Genomic DNA, 22,277 nt, shown 5'->3' on the forward strand with positions numbered 1-22,277 from the left:
CCCCGCCGACCCGCCGGTTCCGCTTCATGATCTATGTGAATCCTCGCAACCGCTGCGCTTCCATGCCGTTGCGCCTCGATCGATCAATGGAGGATGCGATGCCACGCGGTGACAAGAGCGCCTATACCGACAAGCAGAAACGCAAGGCCGAGCATATCGAGCAAGGCTATGAAGAGAGCGGCGTGAGCGAGAAGGAAGCCGAACGTCGTGCCTGGGCCACGGTGAACAAGGAATCGGGCGGCGGCAACAAGTCCGGATCGGGCCGCGGCAAGAAGGACACGCACGAAAGCGCCAGCAAGGGCGGTCGCAAGTCGTCGGGTAGTCGCAGCGCGGCGGACCGCTCCGCCGCGGCGAAGAAGGGCTGGGAGACGCGGCGCAAGCGCGGGACGGGCTGATCCCCGTCCCGACGTCGCCCTCAGTCCAGCAGCTTGTCGATCGTTACCGGCAGGTCGCGGACGCGCTTTCCGGTTGCGTGATAGATTGCGTTCGCGACTGCCGCTGCGGTGCCGACAATGCCGATTTCGCCCAGGCCCTTCACGCCCAGCGGGGTGACTTCCGGATCGGGTTCGTCGACGAAGATCACCTCGATCTCGGGAATGTCGGCCTGAACCGGGATATGATACTCAGCGAAATTGTGGTTCATGAACCGGCCCAGTCGGTGATCGGCGAAGCTTTCCTCGTGGAGCGCCGCGCCGATCCCCATCACCACGCCGCCCAGGATCTGGCTGCGCGCGGTCTTGGGGTTGATGATCCGGCCCGCGGCCACCGCGTTGACGATGCGGGTGACCCGCACCACGCCAAGCTGCTCGTCGATGCGGACCTCGCAGAACACCGCGCTGTGCGTGTTGCGCGACTTGCGCATCATGCTGATCATGCCGCCGATGCCCGGCTTGGCGGTGGCCTCGACCTCGATGTCATCCAGACCCGCCGCCAGCATCGCCTCCTCGAACCGGACGACCGATCCCTCACCGTCGCGGCGGCGCATCGTGCCGTCCTCGAAGATCAGCTCCTCGGCCTTGGCGCGCTGAAGCGGATCGCCGGCCACCTTGCGCGCCGCCTTGGCCAGCCTCGCGGCGACGCCTTCGCAGGCAAGCTGGACCGCCGCGCCGACCGATGCCGCACCCCAGGACCCGCCCTCGACCGGCGCATCTGGCAGGTCGGAATCGCCCAGCCGCGCGACGATCGCCTCGGGCCGCAGGCCCAGCACATCGGCGGCGACCTGGGTCATCACCGTATAGCTGCCGGTGCCGATATCCGACATGGCGCTCGCCACCTCCAGCCGGCCGTCGGGCGACAGCGTGGCGCGCGCCGCAGTCTGCTGGAACATCGCGTCCCACATGCCGGTCGCCATGCCCCAGCCGATCAATTCGCTGCCCTCGCGCATCGATCGCGGCTCGGGGCTGCGCTGATCCCAGCCGAACGCGTCGGCGCCCGCCGCATAGGCCTCGCGCAGCGCCTTGCTGGTGAAGGGCGTGCCGTTCATCGCATCGATTTCGGAATAATTGCGCAGCCGGATTTCGAGCGGATCGACGCCTGCGGCATAAGCCAGTTCGTCGATCGCCATCTCGAACTGGGTCATGCCGGTCGCCGCCCCCGGCGCGCGCATGTCGCCCGGCGTTGCGGTATCGACCGGGGCGAGGCTGTAGGCGCCCTCGGCATTGGGGCAGGCATAGTTCATCATGCCCCAGTTCACGATCGTCTCCATGTAATTCTCGTAGCGCGACGTGGCCGACGTCGCGTCGGTGACGATCGCCGACAGCCTTCCGTCGGGCTCGGCGCCCAGCGAGATCGCATTGATGCATTCGGGGCGATGGACATGGGTGAACATCTGTTGCCGGGTCAGCACCACGCGCACCGGCCGCTTCAGCTTCAGCGCCGCCATCGCCGCGAGGTAGACATTATACTGTGGCCGCAGCCCCGACCCGAACGCGCCGCCGACATAGGGGTTGAGCACGCGTACGTCCGCCGGCTTCAGCCCGAAGGCGCCGGCCAGATAGGACTGGACGTTCTGCGGCCCCTGCGTCTTGTCATGGATGGTCAGCTTGCCTTCGCCGTCCCAGATGGCCGTCGTGGCGTGCATCTCCATCGGATTGTGGTGCTCGGTATGCTTGCGATATTCGCCCGAGACACGGATCGGCGCGGCATCGAATGCCCGCTGCGCCTCGCCGCGATTCTTGGGCGGATCGAAGCCGTCGCGCTTGCGCTTGGGCACGAACTTCTCGGCCAGCGCCGCGTCGAACCGGGTATTATGGGCATGCGCTTCGTATCGGATGTCGACCAGCCGCGCAGCATGGCGCGCCGCCTCGAACGTCTCTGCGACGACCAGCGCAACCGCCTGGCCCGAATGATGGATCTGCTCGTCGCACAACGGGCGCAGCGGCGATCCCGGCGGAGCGACATCGTCCTGGAAATTGCTGTCCGAGCCCGCGATCTTCAGCCGGTTGAGATGCGTCAGCACCTCGACCACGCCGGGGACGGCTCTCGCGGCGCTGTCGTCGATCGACACGATCCGGCCGCGCGCGATCGCCGACGATACGACGACACCGTGCAGCATTCCCTCGGGATGATGCTCGGCGGCGTAACGCGCCTTGCCGGTGACCTTGAGCGGGCCGTCGACCCGGCTGAGCGGGGTGCCGATACCGGTGCGGATATAGGGGGTGGCCATGTCGATGCTCCTCAGGCGACGCGCTTGTCGGTCTGCGACTGCGGCGTGCCGGCCGCCGCCTGACGCAGCGCCCGGACGATCGCGCGGCGCGCCAGCGGGATCTTGAAGTCGTTCTCGCCCTGGCCGACCGCCCCGTCTAGCAGCCGCTCGGCGGCCGCGGCGAAGGCGCGTTCGTCGTCCGCGGCGGCGCCATTCAGCAGCGCCTCCGCCTCGGGCACGCGCCACGGCTTGTGCGCGACCCCGCCCAGCGCGATCCGGGCCTGGGCGATGGCGCCGCCCTCCAGCTTAAGCCCGACGGCGACCGAGACGAGGGCGAAGGCATAGGAAAGCCGGTCGCGCAGCTTGAGATAGCTATGGTTGGCGGCGTAGCCCTCGGCCGGCAGGACGATGCCGGTCACGACCTCGCCGGGACGGAGCGTATTGTCGCGCTCGGGTGCGTCGCCCGGCAGGCGGTGATAGTCGGCAAAATCGATGCTGCGCGCGCCGTCGGGGCCGGCGACCTCGACCACCGCCTCCAGCGCGGCGAGCGCGACGCACATGTCGGACGGGTGGGTGGCGATGCACGCCTCGCTGGCGCCGAGGATCGCGTGGATCCGGTTGACGCCGTGGATCGCGCCGCAGCCTGATCCCGGCTCGCGCTTGTTGCACGGCGTGGCGATGTCGTAGAAATAATAGCAACGGGTGCGCTGGTTGAGGTTGCCGCCATTGGTCGCGGCATTGCGCAACTGCGGGCTGGCCCCGGCCAGGATCGCCGAGCTGAGCAGCGGATAACGCGCCTCGACCCGCGGATGCCAGGCGGTGTCGGCATTGGTGACCAGCGCGCCGAGCAGCAGCGTGCCGTCTTCGCGCTCGACGATATCGCCCAGCGGCAGGCGCGACAGGTCGATCAGCCGATCGGGACGCTCGACGCCTTCCTTCATCAGGTCGACCAGATTGGTGCCGCCGGCGACTGCCTTGGCCCCGGGCGCGCCGAGCGCGGTGACTGCCTCGGTCAGCGTGGTCGGGCGGCTCCAGGCGAAGGGAGTCATGCGCGCGTCCCCATTACCTGCTCGATCGCATCGGCGATGTTGGGATAGGCGCCACAGCGGCACAGATTGCCGCTCATCAGCTCGCGAATGTCGGTGCGATCCTTCGCGCGGCCCTCGTTGAACATGCCCTGCGCCGAACAGATCTGGCCGGGCGTGCAATAGCCGCACTGGAACGCGTCATGATCGATGAACGCCTGTTGCAGAGGGTGGAGCGCGTCGCCTTGCGCCAGACCCTCGATCGTCACGACCTCGTCGCCGTCATGCATGACCGCGAGCCGCAGGCAGCTGTTCATCCGCTTGCCGCCGACCAGGACGGTGCAGGCGCCGCATTGCCCATGGTCGCAGCCCTTCTTGGTGCCGGTCAGCTCGGCCCGGTCGCGAAGCAGGTCGAGCAGGGTGACCCAGGGCGCGATCTCGAAGCTGCGCGCCTCGCCGTTGATCGTGAGCGATACCGACAGGGTGCTGGGGGCGGGCGGGGCTTCGATCGTCATGGCAACTCCGGCAGGCGGCAGGCCATAGCGCGACAGCGCGTCGCAGGTTCCACCTAACCGGAACTCAATATGACGCACATCGATTCGCGATATCCTGTGCATTGACAATCGATACCAGAATTATCGATAATCAATATATGGGCGATGGAGTCGGACGATGAAGCGGATGTGGTCGGTCACCGCGTTGGCGCGCGTGCTAATGGTGATGCAGGCGATCAACTATATCTGCGCCGCGCTGTTCATTGTGGGGCTGGTCGCGACGCTGCCGGTCGTTGGTGTGCTCGAGGCGCGGCTGGTCGCCAAATATGGTCCGGCGCTCGGTTCGGGCGAGGCATTGCTCGCGATACGCGGCACGATGCTGCTCGGGCTGCTCGCGATCGTGGCAGTTGCGCGCCTGTTCTACGCGCTGGTGAGAATGGTCGAGTCGGTTCAGGCGGGTGACCCCTTTGTCGCGGCCAATGTCGGCCGTTTGCGCAGTGTCGGTTGGTCGCTCCTCGCGCTTCAACTCCTCGACCTGCTCGCCGGCGCCGCCAGCTTCTGGTTCGAAGCTCACGGCATTGACTATACGGACTGGACGCCGTCGCTGATCGGCTGGCTGGCGGTGCTGGTCGCCTTCGTGCTGGCCGAGGTGTTCCGCCAGGGAACGGCGATGCGCGACGATCTGGCGGACACGATCTGATGGCGGTCCGCGTCCATCTCGACGAGCTGCTCCACCAGCGCCGCATAACGCTGACCGAACTGAGCGATGCGGTGGGCATCACGCTCGCCAACCTGTCGATCCTGAAGACCGGCAAGGCGAAGGCGATCCGTTTCTCGACGCTCGAGGCGCTGTGCGAGGCTCTGCAATGCCAGCCCGGCGACCTGCTGACTTTTCATGAGGGGGAAGACCAATGATGTGGGTGAAACGCTTTTTCGGCGACCTGATTGGGGCGCATGTCGACGGCGCGCGGGTGATGCTCGCGCTGCCCTGGCTGTTCGGTGTCGTCGTGCTGTGCGAGTTCGCCCAGCATGTCGTGGAGATCCGCACCGGCTTCTTCGTCGATGCCGCGACCCGCGAGGCGGTCGCGCTCGACGCGGGCCGGATGGCGTTCGCCTGGCCCAAGATGGCGCTGGTCTATATCGGCGGCTTCTTCGCGATACGCTATCTCGTGCTGGGGGATGCCCGACGGGCGATGCGCCCGTCCGCGGCGACGGTGGCCCGCTATCTGCCTTATGTCGCCTATTCGCTGGCGCTGTTCGTCCTGATCTTCTTCGCGGGGAGCTTCCTGCCAAAGGATCAGGTCATGGGCTTCCGCAGCGTGGTTGGCCTGTCCCAGGTCGCGATCGAGCCGCTGCTGATGCTGTGGATCGTCTCCGCCGCCACCGACGGGCCCGTGTCCGGCCCGCTGCGCTCGGCTCGGCTGACCGGCTGGATGTATCTGTGGGCGCTGCCGATCTTCTTCGTCGGTCGCCTGCCGCTCAACGGCGCGCATCAATATTTCCATCATCTCGCGCTGGGGAAACCCGCCGCGACCGTGTGGACACTGATGATCGTCGACGCGTTGATGGTGGGCCTGCTGGTGGCGGCGATACCGGCGCTCTACGTCCGTATCGCGCGGGCGATCGATGAGCGGGCGCTGCGCCGCGCAGGACCCGTTTTGGCCTGATCCTGCCTTGGCGGTCCCGCAAGCACGCGCTGCGGGACCGCTTGTCTCTCCCGCTGTTCCGGCTAGGCTGTCGGGCAGCAGGGGGACGGATGCCGGGGGAAATCATCGACTTGGGCGACGAGCCGCGCGGCTTTGCGGGGCTCGATGGGTGGCGGACCGATGTCGATGCCGCGATCGCCGAGGCGCGGCTTCATATCGCCGATCATGACGATCCCCTGCTCGGTGCATCGCGCGAGGTGCGCGACGAGCCCGCGCAGCGCTATTTCCGCGGTATCGGGCAGTTCTGGCTGTGGCTTCTGCCCGTTGCCGCGGTGGTCGGTGCGATCGCCTGGTGGGAAAGCCGGGGCAGCGTCTGGTGGAACGACGAGGGTGCCTATGCGCCTGTGCCACGCGGCGAGCCGCTGGCCGATGCGGCGATCGGCGACACGGACAACGTGATTGCCGATGATGCGATCCTCGACAACGCGATGATGGACAATGCACTCGCTGCCGTCCTGTCGGAGCCGCCCGCCGAGGAGGCCTATTCCGACGAAACGCTGCCGCTCGACTCGCGTGCGGTGCAGGCGCTGCGCGAGTGTCTCGAAGAGCGGACGCGGCTGGGCGCCGAGCGCGACGCGCTGGCCGATCTGGGCGCAAACGATCCCGACCGCCATGATAGCGCCGCTCCCCGGTTCAACAGGCGCGTCGACGACTTCAACCGGCGCTGTGTCGGCCGGACCCATAGCGAACGCGAATGGGCAGAGGCAGAGAAGGGCCTGACCGATCCCGCCAGCCTGCGGCTTCAAGGGCAAGCGCGTGTCTTCTGACCTTGCATCCAACCCCTTTGCGGTGCTCGGCATCTCGCCCCGGGACCGAAGCGAACGGGCTCGCGCCGCGGTCGATGCTGCATCGGGCGACCAGGCCGCATCGCGCCGGGAGGCTTCGGCAACGCTCGGCGCCTCCGCCTCGCGGCTCGATGCCGAACTGGCATGGCTGCCGGGCGCGCCGCCGGAACTAGGGGCTCAGGCGATCGCCGGCCTTGGCAATCCGACCGCGCTGTTTGCCGTTCCCGTGCAGGGCCTGGCCCGCGCCAACATCCTGATCGACGCGATCGCCGCACTGCCCGACAGCGATTCCGAGCGACTGGCCGAGTGGACCGAACTGCTCGCGTCGGCCGCAGCGTTCGACAGCGTCGATGACCTGCTGGCGCAGATCAATGCCGATCGCGCGCTTGCCGGGGTGATGCTGGTATCCAGCCGGAGCGCCGTGGAAGAGGCGCTGGCGCGACGCCGCGCCACGCTGACCGAACGCGCCTGCGCCGAGATGCCGGGCCGCCCCACGCGAGTCATGCTGAACGCGATGCGCGCATTGGCGGAGCGGTTCCCCGCGCCCTCCAATCCCATGCTGGTGGCGCTGTTCGATCGACACGCCGCCGGCGTTGGCGACTGGCTGGCCGAAGAGGCGGAAGCCGCGGTCCGCCTGTCCAACGAGATCGCCCGCGTCGCAAGACTGCGGCCCGACGCACTGACGCCGCTGACCGACAGCTTCGAGCAACTGCTCGGCCACTGGGCGGAGATCGCGCTGCCGGTCCAGCGCGCGGCGGCCTTCCGGGGCGAGCCGGGCGATCCTGCCAGCCTCCGGCTCGCGGCGGCGCTGACCCATGCGATCGACGCGCTTCAGCGCAATGCGCTTCACCCCGCCGCCGCTGCACTGACCGATCAGGGCATGGCCGCCCTGGCCGGCGTGCCGCAAGCGCTGAGCACCCTTCGGAATGAGCAGGGTGAGACCGATCGCGATATGGCCGAACTGGGCAAGCGTGATCCGATGCTGCACTATTCGGTTGCTCTCGGCTCGATCCTGAGCCGCGAGTTGAGGATTTCGCCGGAAGGGGTTCGCTACCGCGATGTCTTCACCTCGGTGCACGATATCGAGGCGATCCGCTGGGGGCGTTACACCGGCAACAGTGATAGTGTGGCGCCCCATGGTGTCAGCTGGACCGTGCGCGGCAAGAAGACCAATGTTAATCTCGCCGGGCAGGACGTGCTTGAAGAGATTGTCGCCACGATGCGACGGGCCTGGGGACCATTGCTGATGAAGAAGCTGGCCACGCGCCTTCATCGCGGCGAGGCGATCCGGCTGGGAAAGGTGGTGCTGCGCGACGAGTCGATCGCGCTGCCCATCGCCTGGAGCTTCGGCGAAACGGTCGAGCTGGACTGGGACGAGGTCGAGATGGCACGCGAGGGTGACCAGTTGCGTCTGTCGGCGCGCGCGCAGCGCAATGCGCGCGTGCGGCTTCACCCGTTTGCGTTCGACAATGTCCCGATCGTCGAGGATCTGATCGCGCGCGTCCAGACGCGGCGGGGGCTTCGCCTGAGCGACGGGCTGATATGATGCGGACTTAGCCCTCGATATAGCGTGCCTCGACGCGGACCGGGAAGTTCACCGACCGGGCGATGAAGCAGTAATGATGCACCTCGCCGTGGAGCGCATCGGCGGCGGTCAGGTCGGTACCGGGGTCGAATTCGATCTCGGGACGCAGCACCGCGCTCAGGAACCGGCCCTCGCCGCGCGGGCCGGTTTCGCCGACGCCAAGCGGATCGTCGCGATAGTCGCGCACCACGATGCCGGCCTTCGCCGCCAGATGAAGATACCAGAGCATATGGCAGGACGAGAGGATTGCGAGCAGCAGGTCCTCGGGATTGGGCTTTGCGGGATCGCCGCCCAGCAGCGGGTCGTTCGAACAGGCGATCTCCGCCTTGCCCGGCGTGACGATCGACCAGCTCCGGTCATAGCCGCGATAGCTGCGTGTGCCCTCGCCGCGGTTGCCGGTCCAGGCGATGCGGGCGGTATAGTCGTGCGTGACGGTCGGCATGGCGGGCTCCGGTCGGCGAGTCGGGTTGGGGAGCTATAGCGCCGGTTTGGTGGCGAATTGCACGGGATCGGCTCATCCCGAAAGGCCGGCGCATCGAGCGAACGGTCTCCCCTCCCTGGCAAGGGAGGGGAGCAAGTCAGGGTTGATTAGGTGTCTTTCTCCTCCCTCGCAGCGGAGCTGCGGGGGAGGAGAGGGGACATGACGTTACAGATACCGCATCCACCATGCGCCGCTCGCGCGCTTCTTCGCCGCGAACCAGCGGCAGGCGAGCCAGCAGGGGACTGCGACCAGCGCGGCGATCGCCAGGAACTGCCACAGCTGCGCGACGCCGTAATAGGTGTCGCTGAAGTCGCCGGTGGCTGCCTGCGCGCCCAGGTTCAGCAGGTGCAGCAGATAGAGGTGCAGCAGGTAGAAGAAGAGCGGCACCGACCCGAACACGGCCAACCAGCCGATCGCGCGCGCCGGCAGCGTCTCGAACAGCGCCAGCAGCAGCGCGCCGACGCCCAGCGTCAGCAGCAGGAAGTCCATCGACGGCGGGTATTTGGTGACGTTCAGGAAGCTCATCGCCGTGCGCAGCGTGCCATCCTGAACGCTCCAGGGCATTGGTTCGCCATAGCCGTTGATCGCCCGCGCCACGGCGAACAGCGCCAGCATCGCGAGTCCCATCGTCGCCAACAGTCGCCGGCGCCACAACGCATCGACGCCTCGGGCGAACCAGGGCCCGGCCGCGTAGCCGAGCGCGATCACCCCGATCCAAGGGAGCAGCGGATAGGAGGTCCGCGCGCGGATGCCACCGGGCAGGTCGATAAAGCCGCGGTCGTGGAGGATCGCCCAGAGGATATGGCCACGCTCGCCTGGCGCGAACTGGATCGGGTCGAGCAGATTATGGCCGAACATGATCGCCAGCCCGATCGCCGCCAGCGCGACGCGCGGCAGATGGACCAGGGCCGCGAGTGCGATCATCGACAGGCCGATCACCCAGATGACCTGAAGGAACAGGATCGGCGGCGTGAGATCGAAGCTCCAGGCGAAGCTGACCGCGGTCAGCTCGAGCAGGATCAGGAACAGGCCGCGCTTGAACAGGAAGGCCGAGGCCGCGGGGGCGCCGCCCTTGCCCTCGGCATAGAGATAGGCGGCGATGCCGGTCAGCGCGACGAAGATCGGCGCGCACAGATGCGCGCTCAACCGGGTGAAGAACAGGTCCGGCGCGATGCTGGCCACGTCCATCGGGTCGCTCACCTGGGCGTGATAGAAGAAGAATTCGCGCGAATGATCGACCAGCATCAGCAGGATCACCAGACCGCGCAGGGCATCGATCGAGGCGATCCGCGCAGCGCGAACGGCAGCTGCCGCGGGGGCGGGGGCGGTTGACAAGATATCGGGCATGACGCCAATGGGTATGGTACAACATAACACTGAGGGTCAAGTTTTGGTTCGTCGCTTTCCGGTCCGCGTGACCAGTCCAGCCGTTGCCGCGCTCGTTGCCGCATGCCTGTTCCCGGTCGACACCCGGGCCGAGGAAGAGGTGCGGCCCGCACCCGCCGGAGAGACTGCGACCGAGGCGGAAGCCGAAGGGCAGGAGATCGTCGTGCTCGGCACGCGCAGCGACCGGGCCGACCGTACGCTCTCGGCCGACATCGTGACCGAGCGCATGTCGCCGTCCAGTCGCTCGATCGAGCGCGACCTGCTCGACGCCGCGGGCGCCTATCGTCTGGCCGATGCGCTGGAACTGGTGAGCGGGGTGAGCAACCAGAATAACCGCGGCGGCTTTCTCGACAATTTCGCGATTCGCGGCTTTCTCGGCACGCCCGATGGGGGTGCCGAATATTATGTCGATGGCTTCCTCGCCAATCGCGGACTTGCGCCGCCGCGCGACCCCGCAACTGCCGAGCGGATCGAACTGCTCAAGGGGCCGGCCGGGGCGCTGTTCGGCGATATCGATCCTGGCGGCCGGGTGAACATCGTCAGCAAGACGCCGCGCTACACGACCGCCGCCAGCGCGATCCTCACCTATGGATCGTTCAACACGCGCCGGGCCGAGCTGGACGTGACCGGGCCGATCGGCGGTGGCTTTGCAGTCCGGCTGGTCGCGGCGGGCGAGGACAGCGACGGCTGGCGGGACACGGTGTCGTTGAAGCGCCGCGTGCTCGCCCCCTCGATCAGCTGGCAATCGGGCGCGGGCACGCGCATCACCTATGTCGGCGAGCTGACCGAGTTCGACGCGCCGTTCGATCGCGGCATTCCCGCGATCGGCGGCGACGCCAATGCGCTGCCCGCCAGCCGCTTCTATGGCGAGCCCGGCGACGGGGTCACCCGCTTCCGCAACCAGCGGCACCAGCTGACCGGCGAGACCAGGCTGGGCGGCGACTGGTCGCTGAATGGCGGCATCGCCTGGCGGACGGGCTCGCTGCGCGGCTTTTCGTCCGACCAGTCGCGGCTGGTCGACAACCGCACCCTGTGGCGCCAGCGGCGCGAGCGCGGCTACACCGTCGATGACCTGTCCGCGCGCATCGAGTTGACCGGCCGGATCGGATCGCATCGCCCCAGCATCGGCGTGAAGGGCTATGTGCTCGACTATACCGAGCTGCTGATGCGCCGGAATCCCAGCGCCGCGGCACCGCATGCGATCGACGTGTTCGACCCCGTCTATGGCGGCACCGCGCTGCCACTGCTGCCCTTCACCGACAATCGCGAGAAGCGCTGGGCGGCGACCCTGTATGTTCAGGATATGTGGGACGTGACCGACCGGCTGACGATCAGCGGCGGGGTGCGGTTCGACGCCTATCGCCAGCGGATCCGCAACAATCGCACCGGCGCGGTCGGGCGCACGATCGACGAGCCGGTCAATTTTCGCATTGGCGCGCGCTATGCGCTCAGCGACGTCTTCGCGCTCCACGCCAATTGGGGCGAAAGCTTCCTGCTGAACTCGGGTATCGGCCGCGACGGAAGCGGCTTCGCCCCCGAACGCGGCAAGGGCTATGAGCTGGGCGCGACCGCCTCCTGGCCGGGCATCGACATCGCCGTCACCTGGTTCGACATCGCCAAGCGCGACATCCTGACCAACGATCCGGTCGACCCCAATTTCCTGGCGCCGGTCGGCAGCCTGACCAGCCGCGGGATCGAGTTCGACGCCGCGGTGAAGCTGGGCCGCAACTGGCAGCTGGTCGCCAACTATGCCTGGACCCGCGCCCGCGCGGACGACAGCGCCTTCGCCACCGACCGGGTGCTCAACGTGCCGGAACATGCCGGCACGATCTTCGCCATCGGTCGCTTCCTGGACGGCGAGGGGAGGGGCCCGTCGGTCAGCGCAGGGCTGGCCTATGTCGGCGACCGTGCCGGGGCGATCGATACCAGCGGGCTGGTGCTGCCGGCCTATGTGAAGGCGAAGGCGGCGGTCGACTGGACCTTCTCGCGCCGCGTCGCGGTCCGGTTGGAGGCCGACAATCTGTTCGACGAACGCTACGCGCAGAGTTCGTACAGCCCGGTGTGGATCTTCCCCGGAGCGCCGCGGACGGTCCGCGCGTCGCTGCGACTCTCGCTGTAAGGGGACCGTGGCGAAGGACTGATTCGGGCGGCGCCCTGTCGCCCGCCTCTTCGCTTGCCTATATCGGCTTCTCGCGGGCATAAGCCGCGCTCCTGAATTCCCAAGAGAGAAAGTCCGATCCCGTGACCGAGATGTTCCGAATTAAGCTGCCCGACGGTTCCGTCCGCGAGGTAGCCCCGGGGACTACCCCGGCGGACATCGCCGCGGCGATCGGTCCGGGGCTGGCCAAGGCGGCGCTGGCGGCACGCGTCGACGGCGAGCTGCGCGACATTTCCCGTCCGCTGGAGGGCGATGCCAGTCTGGCGCTCGTCACGGCCAAGGACGAGAAGGACGCGCTCGAGCTGGCGCGCCACGACTATGCGCATATCCTGGCCGAGGCGGTGCAGAAGCTGTTCCCCGGCACGCAGATCACCTTCGGCCCCTCGACCGACGACGGCTTCTATTACGATTTCGCCCCGCCCGCGGATCGCGGACCTTTCACCGACGAGGACCTGCCGGCGATCGAGGCCGAGATGCGCCGCATCATCGCCGCGAACGAGCCGCTAATCCGCGAAGTGTGGAGCCGCGAGGATTTGATCGCGCGCTGGACCGCCCAGGGCGAGACGTTCAAGGCCGAATGGGCCGCCGAGCTGCCCGAGAACGAAGAACTGACCGTGTACCGCGCTGGTAAGGGCGAGGACGCGTGGCTCGACATGTGCCGCGGGCCGCATCTCGCCTCGACCGGCAAGGTCGATCCCAACGCGTTCAAGCTGACGCGCGTGTCGGGTGCCTATTGGCGCGGCGACCAGAACAACCCGCAGCTGTCGCGCATCTATGGCACGGGCTGGCTGAACAAGAAGCAGCTCGACGAGCATCTCGTCCGGCTGGAGGAAGCCGCCAAGCGCGACCATCGCCGCATCGGCCAGGAGATGGACCTGTTCCACCTCCAGCCCGAGGCGCAGGGCAGCGTGTTCTGGCACCCCAAGGGCTTTCTGCTGTGGCGCCAGCTCGAGGCCTATATGCGCCGCCGGCTCGACGCCGCGGGCTATGCCGAGGTGAAGACGCCGCAGCTCATGGACGCCCGTCAGTGGGAACAGTCGGGCCATTGGGGCAAGTATCGCGAGAACATGTTCGTCGTGCCCGACGAGATTCCCGGCACGGATGACGAGGCGCCGGTGCTGTCGGGCGATGCCGACCTGATGGCGCTGAAGCCGATGAACTGCCCGGCGCACATCATGGTGTTCCGCCAGGGCATCAAGTCGTACCGCGACCTGCCGATCCGCATGGCCGAATTCGGTTGCTGCCACCGCAACGAGCCGCACGGCGCGCTGCACGGCATCATGCGCGTGCGCCAATTCACCCAGGACGATGCGCATATCTTCGTGCGCGATGACCAGATCGTCGACGAGATCCGCTACTTTTGCGACCTGCTCGACAGCGTCTACAAGGACCTGGGGTTCGAGAAATACGCGATCAAGCTGGCGCTGCGCCCCGACAAGCGCTTCGGCGACGATGCGATGTGGGACAAGGCCGAGCAGACGCTACGCGACGCCGTCGCCGCCGCGGGCCGTGCGACCGAGGAATTCGGCTGGGAGGAACTGCCGGGCGAAGGCGCCTTCTATGCGCCCAAGCTGGAATTCCATCTGACCGACGCGATCGGCCGCACCTGGCAGGTCGGCACTATCCAGGCGGACACGGTGCTGCCCGAGCGACTCGACGCGAGCTATATCGGCGAGGATGGCGAGCGCCACCGGCCGATCATGCTCCACCGCGCGATCCTGGGCACGTTCGAACGCTTCATCGGCATCCTGATCGAGCATCATGCCGGCCGCTTCCCGATGTGGCTGGCCCCGGTCCAGGCGGTAGTCGCGACGATCGTGTCCGACGCCGACGATTATGCGAAGCAGGTCGCGGCGACGCTGGCCGCGGCGGGCATCCGGGTCGAGACCGACCTGCGCAATGAGAAAATCAACTACAAGGTGCGCGAGCATTCGGTGGCCAAGGTCCCGAACCTGCTGGTCGTCGGCAAGCGCGAGGCCGAGGAGGGCACCGTGGCGCTGCGCCAGCTGGGCAGCGATCGCCAGCGGGTGATGACGCTGGACGAGGCGGTGGCGATGCTGACCGCCGACGCGACTCCGCCCGACCTTCGGCGATGAGGGCCGTTCGCATCCGCCCGTCGGTTCGGGCGGATGCCCCGCGGCTGCTCGAGATCTGGCGGGGCGCCGTCGATGCGACCCATGGCTTCCTCCGCCCGGAGGATCGCGCCAAACTGGACGATCAGGTGGCGACTTATGTCGCGGCGGCAGAATTCTGGGTGGCGGAGGACGTAACCGGCCACCCGGTCGGCTTTCTCGGCATGACTCCGACGGCGGGCGGGGCGCAGATCGATTCGCTTTTCGTCGATCCGGCCCTGCATGGTCGTGGCTATGGCAGTGCCCTGCTGGCGCATGCACTCGCGATCGCGCCCGCAGCGACGGTCGATGCGAACGAGCAGGTGCCCGATACGGTCGCCTTCTATGAGCGGCGCGGCTTTGTCCGCACCGGCCGGTCGCCGACCGACGATGCGGGGCGGCCGTATCCGCTGGTACATTTCCGGCACGGCGGCGCAGCGTCAGAGTGATGAGCCTGGCCGATTGAATCGCTCCCCTGAGCGAAGGACAGTTGCGGTTCTGCGCCCGGCACCCGATATAGGGAGTCGCCCGCGCGCCACAGTCCGCGGTATTTTCAGCGAAATGGCGCGGCCCGGGCTACCGGATCGCGCATTTGTGCGTTATTTGCCCGCAACCGCATGTCAACGACGACAGGAGCAAGTCTTATACGTCCTCCCATGACCCGGCGCCCGTTGGCGCCTCCGCCGATGAACGGCCCTCGCTTCAATGAATTCATCCAGTCGCCGAAGGTGCGGGTGATCGATCATGAGGGCGAGAATCTCGGCGTGATGTACACTCGCGAGGCGATCGAGCAGGCAGCCGAACATGGGCTGGACCTGGTCGAGGTGTCGCCCAACGCGGACCCGCCCGTCGCGAAGTTCCTCGACGTCGGCAAGTTCAAGTACGAGGCCCAGAAAAAGGCCAACCTCGCCCGCAAGACGCAGAAGACGCAGGAGATCAAGGAGATCAAGATGCGTCCGAACATCGACGATCATGATTATGATACGAAGATGAAGTCGATCCACAAGTTCATCGGCGAGGGTGACAAGGTGAAGGTGACGCTCCGGTTCCGCGGACGCGAGCTTTCGCATGGCCAGCTCGGCATGATCCTCCTCAAGCGCGTCCAGGAAGACACGGCGGAAATCGCCAAGGTCGAGTCCTATCCGCGCATGGAAGGTCGCCAGATGCTGATGGTGATCTCGCCCAAATGACGAATCGCGTGCGAGGGCTGCGCCCGCTTGTCGCGGGGGTGTCCCTCGCCGCCTTCTGTGCCGGACTGGCGGCGGCTCCGGCGGCTGCCCAGACCGTGCATCGTCCCGCGATCACTGCCCCGGCCGACGAGCCGATGGCGGTGCCCGCGGGCTATCGCCAGGTCTGGTCGGACGAATTCGACCGGCCCGGCCTGCCCGATCCCGCCAAATGGACCTGGGACACCAGCCGGAACAAGCTGGGCTGGCACAATGAAGAAAAGCAATATTATGCCGCCAGGCGCCTGGAGAATGTCCGGGTCGAGAACGGCCGTCTGATCATCGAGGCGCGCAAGGAGCGCCTGTCCGACAAGCCCGATTTCGGCGGGCAGGACTATGCCTCGGGCAAGATCATCACCCGCGGCCTGGCCGACTTCACCTATGGCTATATCGAGGTGCGCGCGAAGCTGCCCTGCGGTCGCGGCATCTGGCCGGCGATCTGGATGCTGGCCTCGGACGACACGCCCGGCTGGCCGGCAATGGGCGAGATCGACATCATGGAACATGTCGGCTGGGACCCCGGCCGCGTCCATGGCACCGTCCATACCAAGGCGTACAACCATGTCGCGAACACCCAGAAGGGGTCGAGCCGCATGGTCCCCGACGCCTGCACCGCCTTCCACACCTACCAGCTCGACTGGAATGCCGACCGCATCCTGATCGGCATCGACGGCCGCGCGCACATGCGCTTCGACAACGACCAGAAGGGCGACCCCGCCACCTGGCCGTTTGCGACGCCCGAATATCTGATCCTCAACGTCGCCGTCGGCGGCTGGGGCGGCCAGATGGGCATCGACGACGCGGCATTCCCGGCAAAGATGGAAGTCGACTATGTCCGGGTGTGGCAGAAGAAGTAGGGCGTCGTCCGGGCGATGACCGGGTTGGGGCGACCTTAACGGTCCTCGCCCCCGTCGCCACGCCGCGAGCGCGCGAGCAGCCAGGCGCCGCCCAGCACCGCGATCGCAAGGGCCAGTCCCTCGCCCAGCAGGTCGCTCACTCGGCGGGGGGCTCCCATAGTTCGATCGGCGTGCCTTCCGGGTCGTGAATGCGCGCAAAGCGACCGGTTTCGGGCGAATCCCATTCGGCCTTGGTGATCACCTCGACGCCCGATGCGTTGAGTTGCTCGAGCAGGCTGTCGAGGTCGCGGACGCGCAGGTTCAGCATGAACTGCCTGTCCGCCGCGAAATAGTCGGTGCTCTCCTTGAACGGCTCGAACACCACCGGGCCGGGTTCGGGGTGCCAGAACCAGTCGCTGCAGTTCCCCTCGGCATCGGTGCCGAAGCCAGCGCCGACGCCCAGCACGTCGCGATACCAGCTCTTCAGCCCCTCGGGGTCCTTTGCGCGCCAGAAGAAGCCGCCAATCCCAAGTACCGGCATTCCCGTCTCCCTTCGATGGGTGTCAGGCCGCCTGGGCGAGGTTCCCGTCGCCCGCCGCCGCTTCCAGCAGACGTCGCTCGATGGTCTTCAGCCGCGTGGCCGAATCGATCTTATCACCCAGCAGGTCGGTCAGGTAGAAGGTATCGACTGCGCGTTCGCCATAGGTCGCGACATGCGCCGAATGGATCGTGACCTTCGACTGGAACAGCGCATGGGCGAGCGTGAACAGCAAAGCCGGCCGGTCGCGCGCATTGACCTCGACCACGGTGAAGCGGTTCGACGCCTTGTTGTCGATCAGCACATTGGGCTCGATCGTGAACGCGTCGGCGCGCAGCCGGGGCAGCGGGCGTGACTTGAGCCGGTCGGACAGCTTCGACCGGTTGGCCAGCGCATCGGCGATCGCATTCTTGATCCGCTGCACCTGGCCTTCGTCGTCGAACGGACGGCCGAGCGGATCCTGGACCAGGAAATTGTCGAGCGCCATGCCGTCGCGCGTCGTGTGAATGCGTGCGTCGATGATGTTGCCGCCCGCGACATGGATCGCGCCGGCGATGCGATAGAACAGGCCCGGATGGTCCGAGGCATAGACCGTAACCAGAGTCGCGCCGCGCTCGGGATAGACCTGTGCCTCGATCGACAGCTGCGAGTCGCCGGCGGCATCGATCAGCCGGGCGTTGCGCTCCAGCACGTCGAGCGGCTCGGCGATCCAATAGGGTTCGGTCAGCCGCTTCTTCAGCGCCTCCAGCCGCTCGGGCGCCCAGTTCAGCAGCTCGGCCAGATCGGCCTGCTTCACCGCCACCCGCTCGCTGCGACCCTTCTGCTTGTGGCCGAGGCGGAGCACTTCCTCTGCCGCTTCGAACAGGTTGCCGAGCAACTGACGCTTCCAGCTGTTCCACACGCCCGGGCCGACCGCGCGGATGTCGACGATCGTCAGGATCAGCAGCAGCCGCAGCCGCTCGGGGCTCTGCACCGTCTCGGCAAAGTCGAGGATCGTCTTGAAGTCGCTGAGGTCGCGCTTGAACGCGGTCGCCGACATCAGCAGGTGGTGGCGCACCAGCCAGGCGACCGTCTCGGTCTCGGCCGCGCTCAGCCCCAGACGCGGGCACAGCCGCCGTGCGACATCGGCGCCCAGCACGGAATGGTCGCCGCCCCGCCCCTTGGCGATGTCGTGCAGCAGCACTGCGACGTACAGCACGCGGCGCGACACGACCTGCTCGATGATGCCGGTGGCGAGCGGATGGTCCTCCTTCAACTCGCCCTTCTCGATCCGGGCCAACAGGCCGATCGCGCGGATCGAATGCTCATCGACCGTATAATGATGATACATGTCGAACTGCATCTGCGCGACAACACGGCCGAAATCGGGAACGAACCGGCCGAACACGCCCGCCTCGTTCATCCAGCGCAGCACCGTTTCGGGATCGCGCGGCGAGGTCAGCACATCCAGGAACAGCGCATTGGCGCGCGGATCGCGCCGGACATCGTCGGCCAGCTTGGCATCGCGCGCGGCGGTGCGCATCGCCACCGGATGGATTTCCAGCCCGTGCAGGTCGGCGAGCTGGAACAGCTCGATCAGCCGGACCGGATCCTCGGTGAAGAAACTGTCGCGCGGGATCGAGATCCGGCCGCGGTCGAGGGAGAAGCCCTTGAGCTTGCGCGGCGAGCGGAACAGCGAGGTGAGGCCGAAGCGCCGGCCGCGCGCGGCAAACTTCTCGTCCAGATGCGCCAGGAACACCCCCGACAGGTCGCCGACGGTCTTCGCCTGGAGGAAATACAGGTGCATGAACCGCTCGACCTTGGACTTGCCCGGCCGGTCGGCGAAGCGCATCCGTTCCGCGATCTCGCGCTGCAGGTCGAAGGTCAGCCGGTCCTCGGGCCGCCTGGCCAGTGTGTGGAGGTGGCACCGCACCGCCCAAAGGAAATTCTCGGCGCGGTGGAACTGGCGGAATTCCTCGCGGGTCAGCAGCCCGACCTCGACCAGCTCGGCGGGTTCGCGGACATTATAGGCATATTTGCCGATCCAGAAGAGCGCGTGCAGATCGCGCAGCCCGCCCTTGCCCTCCTTGACGTTCGGCTCGACGACATAGCGGCTGTCGCCCATCTTCTTGTGCCTCAGGTCGCGCTCGGCCAGCTTCTGGGCGATGAAGGTTCGCGCGGTATCGGCCTGGACCTCCGCCTTGAACCGGGCGGCGGCCTGGTCGTAGAGGTCGAGATCACCCCAGACATAGCGCGCCTCCAGCAGCGCGGTGCATACGGTGACGTCCGCCTTGGCCTGGCGCACCATCTCGTCGAGCGAGCGCGACGAATGGCCGACCTTCAGCTGCATGTCCCATAGCGAATAGAGCATCGATTCGATCACCTGCTCGGACCAGCCGGTGACCTTCCACGGTGTGAGGAAGCCGATATCCAGGTCGGAATGCGGGGCCATCTCGCCCCGGCCATAGCCGCCCACCGCGATCAGCGTCATCCGCTCCGCCGCGGTCGGGTTGGGGTTGGGGTGCAGCCGCTCGACCGCGAAATCCCATAACAGCCGCAGCAGCTGGTCGATCAGGAAGGCGCCCGATGCCGCGCATTCCAGCCCGCGCGAGGGATGGTCGAGCAGCCGCCGCTCGATCTCGGCGCGCCCGGCCAGCAGCGCGCGCTTGAGCACCGCGGTCCCCGCCTGGCGCAGCGCGGCTTCGTCCTTGCCCTCGACCGAGGCGAGCTCGTCGGCAAGCTGACGCCGGTCGATGATGGCACGCCGGTTCGGCACGGTATCGAAGCGCGAAGACATGGAGAGGGAGATAAGCGACCTGACATCCGCGCGCCAGCCGCGATCCTGTTGTACGATCGTAAAGCAATGCTTTTGCCGAGAACGCTTATCGGCCAAGGCGACGGCATGACCCGAGCATCGACCGAGACGCCGCCTGTAGTGACCGAAGATCGTGTTGCAGTGCCGGGCGGCACGCTGTTCGCGTGTCGCTGGCAGCCGGCGGGGGCGGCGTTCGATGCGCCGACGATCCTGTTGTTCCATGATTCGCTTGGCAGCACCGCCTTGTGGCGCGGTTTTCCCGAAGCGCTCGCGAGGGCCACCGGGCTGCCGGTGCTGTCCTATGACCGCCGGGGCTTCGGCCGGTCCGACCCTGCGGACGCGCCGCTCGACCAGGATTTCATCGCGATCGAGGCGCGGGAGACGGTGCCGCTGCTGCTCGGCCAGCTGGGCATCCGCGATTTCGTCGCCTTCGGCCACAGCGTCGGTGGCGCGATGGCGATCGAGAGCGCGGCGGCCTTTCCCGAGCGATGCCGCGCGGTGATCAGCGAATCGGCCCAGGCCTTTGTCGAGGATCGCACGCTGGCCGGCGTCCGCGCGGCCGAGGTGCAGTTCGCCGACCCGGACCAGGCGGCGCGGATCGCGCGGCATCATGGCGAGAAGACCCGCTGGATCCTCGATGCCTGGATCGGGACCTGGCTGGCACCGGAGCGGGCAGACTGGGCGCTCGATGCGTCACTGGCGCGGGTCCGCTGTCCGGTGCTGGCAATCCATGGCGACCGCGACGAGTTCGGATCGGAAGCCCATGCCCGGCGGATTGCTGACGGGGTCGCGGGGCCGGCCGAGTTGATGGTGATCGACGCCTGCGGCCATGTGCCCCATCGCGACCGGCCAAAGATCGTCCTGGACGCAGTCTCGCTGTTCCTGAGCGATACCGGCCTTTCCGACGCATCCGCTTTACCGCGCAGGTGATTGCAACAGCGGCCTAAATCGTTTCGACCTTGATCGAAATATGAGCGTCCTGCCGGAACTGCGCTATAGAGCGACATCTTCCCAGTGCAGGCCTCCCATGACCGATCGCATTTCTACCGGTAATCCGGGTCTGGACATCATCCTGTCGGGCGGCCTGCCGCGAAATCGGCTCTACCTGCTCGAAGGTGCCCCCGGATCGGGCAAGACGACTCTGGCGCTGCAATTCCTGCTCGACGGCGCCAGCAAGGGCGAGCCGACGCTGTACATCACCTTGTCGGAAACCAGCGAGGAGTTGCGCGCGGTCGCCCAGTCGCACGACTGGTCGCTCGACGGCATCGAACTGTTCGAACTCGCCTCCGCGGAGGACGTGCTGGGCCCCGGGCGCGAGCAGACCGTGCTGCACAGCTGGGAAGTCGAACTGGGCGACACGATCAAGCTGATCGAGGATGTCGTCGAGCGGGTGAAGCCGACCCGGGTGGTGTTCGACAGCCTGTCCGAAATGCGGCTGCTCGCGCAGGATCCGCTGCGCTATCGGCGACAGGTGCTGGCGCTCAAGCAGTTCTTCGTCGGGCGCAACGCAACCGTGCTGCTGGTCGACGATCTGACCAGCAATGGCGGCGAGCGCGACACGCATCTCCACAGCCTGTGCCACGGCGTGATCACGCTTGAGCGGCTGACGCTCGACTTCGGCAGCGCGAGGCGGCGGTTGCAGGTACAGAAGCTGCGCGGCGTCGATTTCGTTGCCGGCTATCACGACCTGGCGATCCGCAAGGGCGGGCTGGCGGTGTTTCCGCGCCTGATTGCTGCAGACCATAGCGGATCGCGGGTCGGCGATCCGGTGCCGAGCGGCGTACCCGCACTCGACGCCCTGCTGGGCGGCGGGCCGCTGCGCGGAACCTGTACGCTGATCACCGGGCCGGCGGGCACGGGCAAGACCACCATTGCCCTGCAATATCTCTACGCCGCCTGCGAGCGCGGCGAGCCCGCGACCATCTATCAATTCGACGAGCGGATCGGGACGTTGCTGGTTCGAGCCAAGGCGATGGGCCTCGACCTGCAGAAGCATGTCGACAGCGGGCTGCTGGTGATCCGACAGGCCGATCCGGCGGAAGTGTCCCCGGGCGAGTTCGCGGCGATGGTTCGCAGCGAGGTCGAGGATCGCGGCTGCACCGTGCTGACCCTCGACAGCCTCAACGGCTATCTGGCGGCGATGCCGCAGGAACAGCATCTGCTGCTCCAGCTGCACGAACTGCTCGCCTATCTGAACCTGAAGGGCGTGATGACCCTGCTGATCAATCCGCAGCACGGACTGGTCGGCACGATGACGGCGTCGCTCGACATCTCGTATATCGCCGACGGGCTCGTGTTGCTGCGCTTCTTCGAATCCGAAGGACGGCTGCGCAAGGCGATTTCGGTTTTGAAGAATCGCAGCGGCGCCCATGAGGACACGATCCGCGAGCTCCGCGTCGACAGCCAGGGCATTCGCGTCGGTGAGCCGCTGCGCGAGTTCAAGGGCGTGCTGACCGGCACGCCCGAATATATCGGATCCGCCACGCCGCTGATGGAAGATCGCTGACC

General features: G+C 67.1%; 20 protein-coding genes. 13 read left to right on the forward strand and 7 right to left on the reverse strand.

Annotated features, from left to right (window positions below; all coding sequences use genetic code 11):
* Nucleotides 1-98: 98 nt before the first annotated feature.
* On the forward strand, nucleotides 99-395 hold the full coding sequence (locus ACZ1H8_RS12890; protein ID WP_465177585.1) for a plasmid stabilization protein: 297 nt from the start codon (nucleotides 99-101) through the stop codon (nucleotides 393-395).
* 20 nt (nucleotides 396-415) lie between these two features.
* Here the strand turns inward: ACZ1H8_RS12890 and ACZ1H8_RS12895 are convergent, their stop codons facing one another.
* Genes ACZ1H8_RS12895 through ACZ1H8_RS12905 form a run of 3 tightly spaced genes read right to left on the reverse strand, consistent with a single transcriptional unit; the run spans nucleotide 416 to nucleotide 4,184 of the window.
* A complete protein-coding gene (locus ACZ1H8_RS12895) occupies nucleotides 416-2,665 on the reverse strand; it encodes a xanthine dehydrogenase family protein molybdopterin-binding subunit (RefSeq protein WP_465177586.1) in 2,250 nt (749 codons plus the stop codon).
* 11 nt (nucleotides 2,666-2,676) lie between these two features.
* Nucleotides 2,677-3,693 carry an FAD binding domain-containing protein gene (locus ACZ1H8_RS12900; RefSeq protein WP_465177587.1) on the reverse strand — a complete coding sequence of 339 codons (1,017 nt, stop codon included), beginning with the start codon at nucleotides 3,691-3,693 and terminating at the stop codon, nucleotides 2,677-2,679.
* Nucleotides 3,690-4,184 (reverse strand): (2Fe-2S)-binding protein, encoded by a 495-nt coding sequence (locus ACZ1H8_RS12905; protein WP_465177588.1) that lies wholly within the window; start codon nucleotides 4,182-4,184, stop codon nucleotides 3,690-3,692. Before ACZ1H8_RS12905 ends, ACZ1H8_RS12900 begins: the two co-directional genes overlap by 4 nt.
* A 157-nt stretch (nucleotides 4,185-4,341) precedes the next feature.
* On the opposite strand from ACZ1H8_RS12905, the gene ACZ1H8_RS12910 reads away from it, so the two are divergent.
* The 5 genes from ACZ1H8_RS12910 (at nucleotide 4,342) to ACZ1H8_RS12930 (ending at nucleotide 8,200) form a co-directional block, all read left to right on the forward strand.
* Nucleotides 4,342-4,863 (forward strand): DUF2975 domain-containing protein, encoded by a 522-nt coding sequence (locus ACZ1H8_RS12910; protein ID WP_465177589.1) that lies wholly within the window; start codon nucleotides 4,342-4,344, stop codon nucleotides 4,861-4,863.
* Nucleotides 4,863-5,078, forward strand: a complete 216-nt coding sequence (locus ACZ1H8_RS12915; RefSeq protein WP_465177590.1) for a helix-turn-helix domain-containing protein — start codon at nucleotides 4,863-4,865, stop codon at nucleotides 5,076-5,078. The genes ACZ1H8_RS12910 and ACZ1H8_RS12915 overlap by 1 nt, the downstream gene beginning before the upstream one ends.
* Nucleotides 5,075-5,830 carry a hypothetical protein gene (locus ACZ1H8_RS12920; protein WP_465177591.1) on the forward strand — a complete coding sequence of 252 codons (756 nt, stop codon included), beginning with the start codon at nucleotides 5,075-5,077 and terminating at the stop codon, nucleotides 5,828-5,830. The genes ACZ1H8_RS12915 and ACZ1H8_RS12920 overlap by 4 nt, the downstream gene beginning before the upstream one ends.
* An 89-nt stretch (nucleotides 5,831-5,919) precedes the next feature.
* On the forward strand, nucleotides 5,920-6,636 hold the full coding sequence (locus ACZ1H8_RS12925; RefSeq protein WP_465177592.1) for a hypothetical protein: 717 nt from the start codon (nucleotides 5,920-5,922) through the stop codon (nucleotides 6,634-6,636).
* Nucleotides 6,626-8,200, forward strand: coding sequence for a hypothetical protein (locus ACZ1H8_RS12930; RefSeq protein WP_465177593.1), 1,575 nt, complete (start codon nucleotides 6,626-6,628; stop codon nucleotides 8,198-8,200). The genes ACZ1H8_RS12925 and ACZ1H8_RS12930 overlap by 11 nt, the downstream gene beginning before the upstream one ends.
* Nucleotides 8,201-8,207: 7 nt before the next feature.
* Here the strand turns inward: ACZ1H8_RS12930 and ACZ1H8_RS12935 are convergent, their stop codons facing one another.
* Together ACZ1H8_RS12935 and ACZ1H8_RS12940 are read right to left on the reverse strand one after the other, a co-directional pair.
* A complete protein-coding gene (locus tag ACZ1H8_RS12935; protein ID WP_465177594.1) occupies nucleotides 8,208-8,681 on the reverse strand; it encodes an OsmC family protein in 474 nt (157 codons plus the stop codon).
* A 204-nt stretch (nucleotides 8,682-8,885) separates the two neighbouring features.
* Nucleotides 8,886-10,067, reverse strand: coding sequence for an acetyltransferase domain-containing protein (locus ACZ1H8_RS12940; protein WP_465177595.1), 1,182 nt, complete (start codon nucleotides 10,065-10,067; stop codon nucleotides 8,886-8,888).
* Nucleotides 10,068-10,134: 67 nt separating this feature from the next.
* Here ACZ1H8_RS12940 and ACZ1H8_RS12945 point away from each other — a divergent pair, with 67 nt between their 5' ends.
* The 5 genes from ACZ1H8_RS12945 to ACZ1H8_RS12965 all read left to right on the forward strand — a co-directional run bounded on the left by ACZ1H8_RS12945 (nucleotide 10,135) and on the right by ACZ1H8_RS12965 (nucleotide 16,458).
* The gene (locus ACZ1H8_RS12945; RefSeq protein ID WP_465177596.1) at nucleotides 10,135-12,225 is read left to right on the forward strand and encodes a TonB-dependent siderophore receptor; all 2,091 of its coding nucleotides are present in this window, start codon (nucleotides 10,135-10,137) and stop codon (nucleotides 12,223-12,225) included.
* Nucleotides 12,226-12,356: 131 nt separating this feature from the next.
* A complete protein-coding gene (gene thrS, locus ACZ1H8_RS12950) occupies nucleotides 12,357-14,360 on the forward strand; it encodes a threonine--tRNA ligase (RefSeq protein ID WP_465181395.1) in 2,004 nt (667 codons plus the stop codon).
* A complete protein-coding gene (locus tag ACZ1H8_RS12955) occupies nucleotides 14,357-14,824 on the forward strand; it encodes an acetyltransferase (protein WP_465177597.1) in 468 nt (155 codons plus the stop codon). Before thrS ends, ACZ1H8_RS12955 begins: the two co-directional genes overlap by 4 nt.
* A 207-nt stretch (nucleotides 14,825-15,031) precedes the next feature.
* Nucleotides 15,032-15,565: a translation initiation factor IF-3 gene (infC, locus tag ACZ1H8_RS12960; RefSeq protein ID WP_346248166.1), complete on the forward strand. Its 534-nt coding sequence runs from the start codon at nucleotides 15,032-15,034 to the stop codon at nucleotides 15,563-15,565.
* Nucleotides 15,562-16,458, forward strand: coding sequence for a glycoside hydrolase family 16 protein (locus ACZ1H8_RS12965; RefSeq protein WP_465177598.1), 897 nt, complete (start codon nucleotides 15,562-15,564; stop codon nucleotides 16,456-16,458). The genes infC and ACZ1H8_RS12965 overlap by 4 nt, the downstream gene beginning before the upstream one ends.
* Before the next feature lie 136 nt (nucleotides 16,459-16,594).
* On the opposite strand, the gene ACZ1H8_RS12970 is transcribed toward ACZ1H8_RS12965, so the two are convergent.
* A complete protein-coding gene (locus ACZ1H8_RS12970) occupies nucleotides 16,595-16,978 on the reverse strand; it encodes a VOC family protein (RefSeq protein ID WP_465177599.1) in 384 nt (127 codons plus the stop codon).
* 22 nt (nucleotides 16,979-17,000) lie between these two features.
* The gene (locus ACZ1H8_RS12975) at nucleotides 17,001-19,751 is read right to left on the reverse strand and encodes a [protein-PII] uridylyltransferase (RefSeq protein WP_465177600.1); all 2,751 of its coding nucleotides are present in this window, start codon (nucleotides 19,749-19,751) and stop codon (nucleotides 17,001-17,003) included.
* Between the two features lie 105 nt (nucleotides 19,752-19,856).
* On the opposite strand from ACZ1H8_RS12975, the gene ACZ1H8_RS12980 reads away from it, so the two are divergent.
* Nucleotides 19,857-20,699, forward strand: a complete 843-nt coding sequence (locus ACZ1H8_RS12980; RefSeq protein ID WP_465177601.1) for an alpha/beta fold hydrolase — start codon at nucleotides 19,857-19,859, stop codon at nucleotides 20,697-20,699.
* A gap of 97 nt (nucleotides 20,700-20,796) precedes the next feature.
* The gene (locus ACZ1H8_RS12985; protein WP_465177602.1) at nucleotides 20,797-22,275 is read left to right on the forward strand and encodes an ATPase domain-containing protein; all 1,479 of its coding nucleotides are present in this window, start codon (nucleotides 20,797-20,799) and stop codon (nucleotides 22,273-22,275) included.
* Nucleotides 22,276-22,277: the final 2 nt, after the last annotated feature.

The sequence above is a fragment of the Sphingomonas sp. BL-S-25 genome (assembly GCF_055521555.1).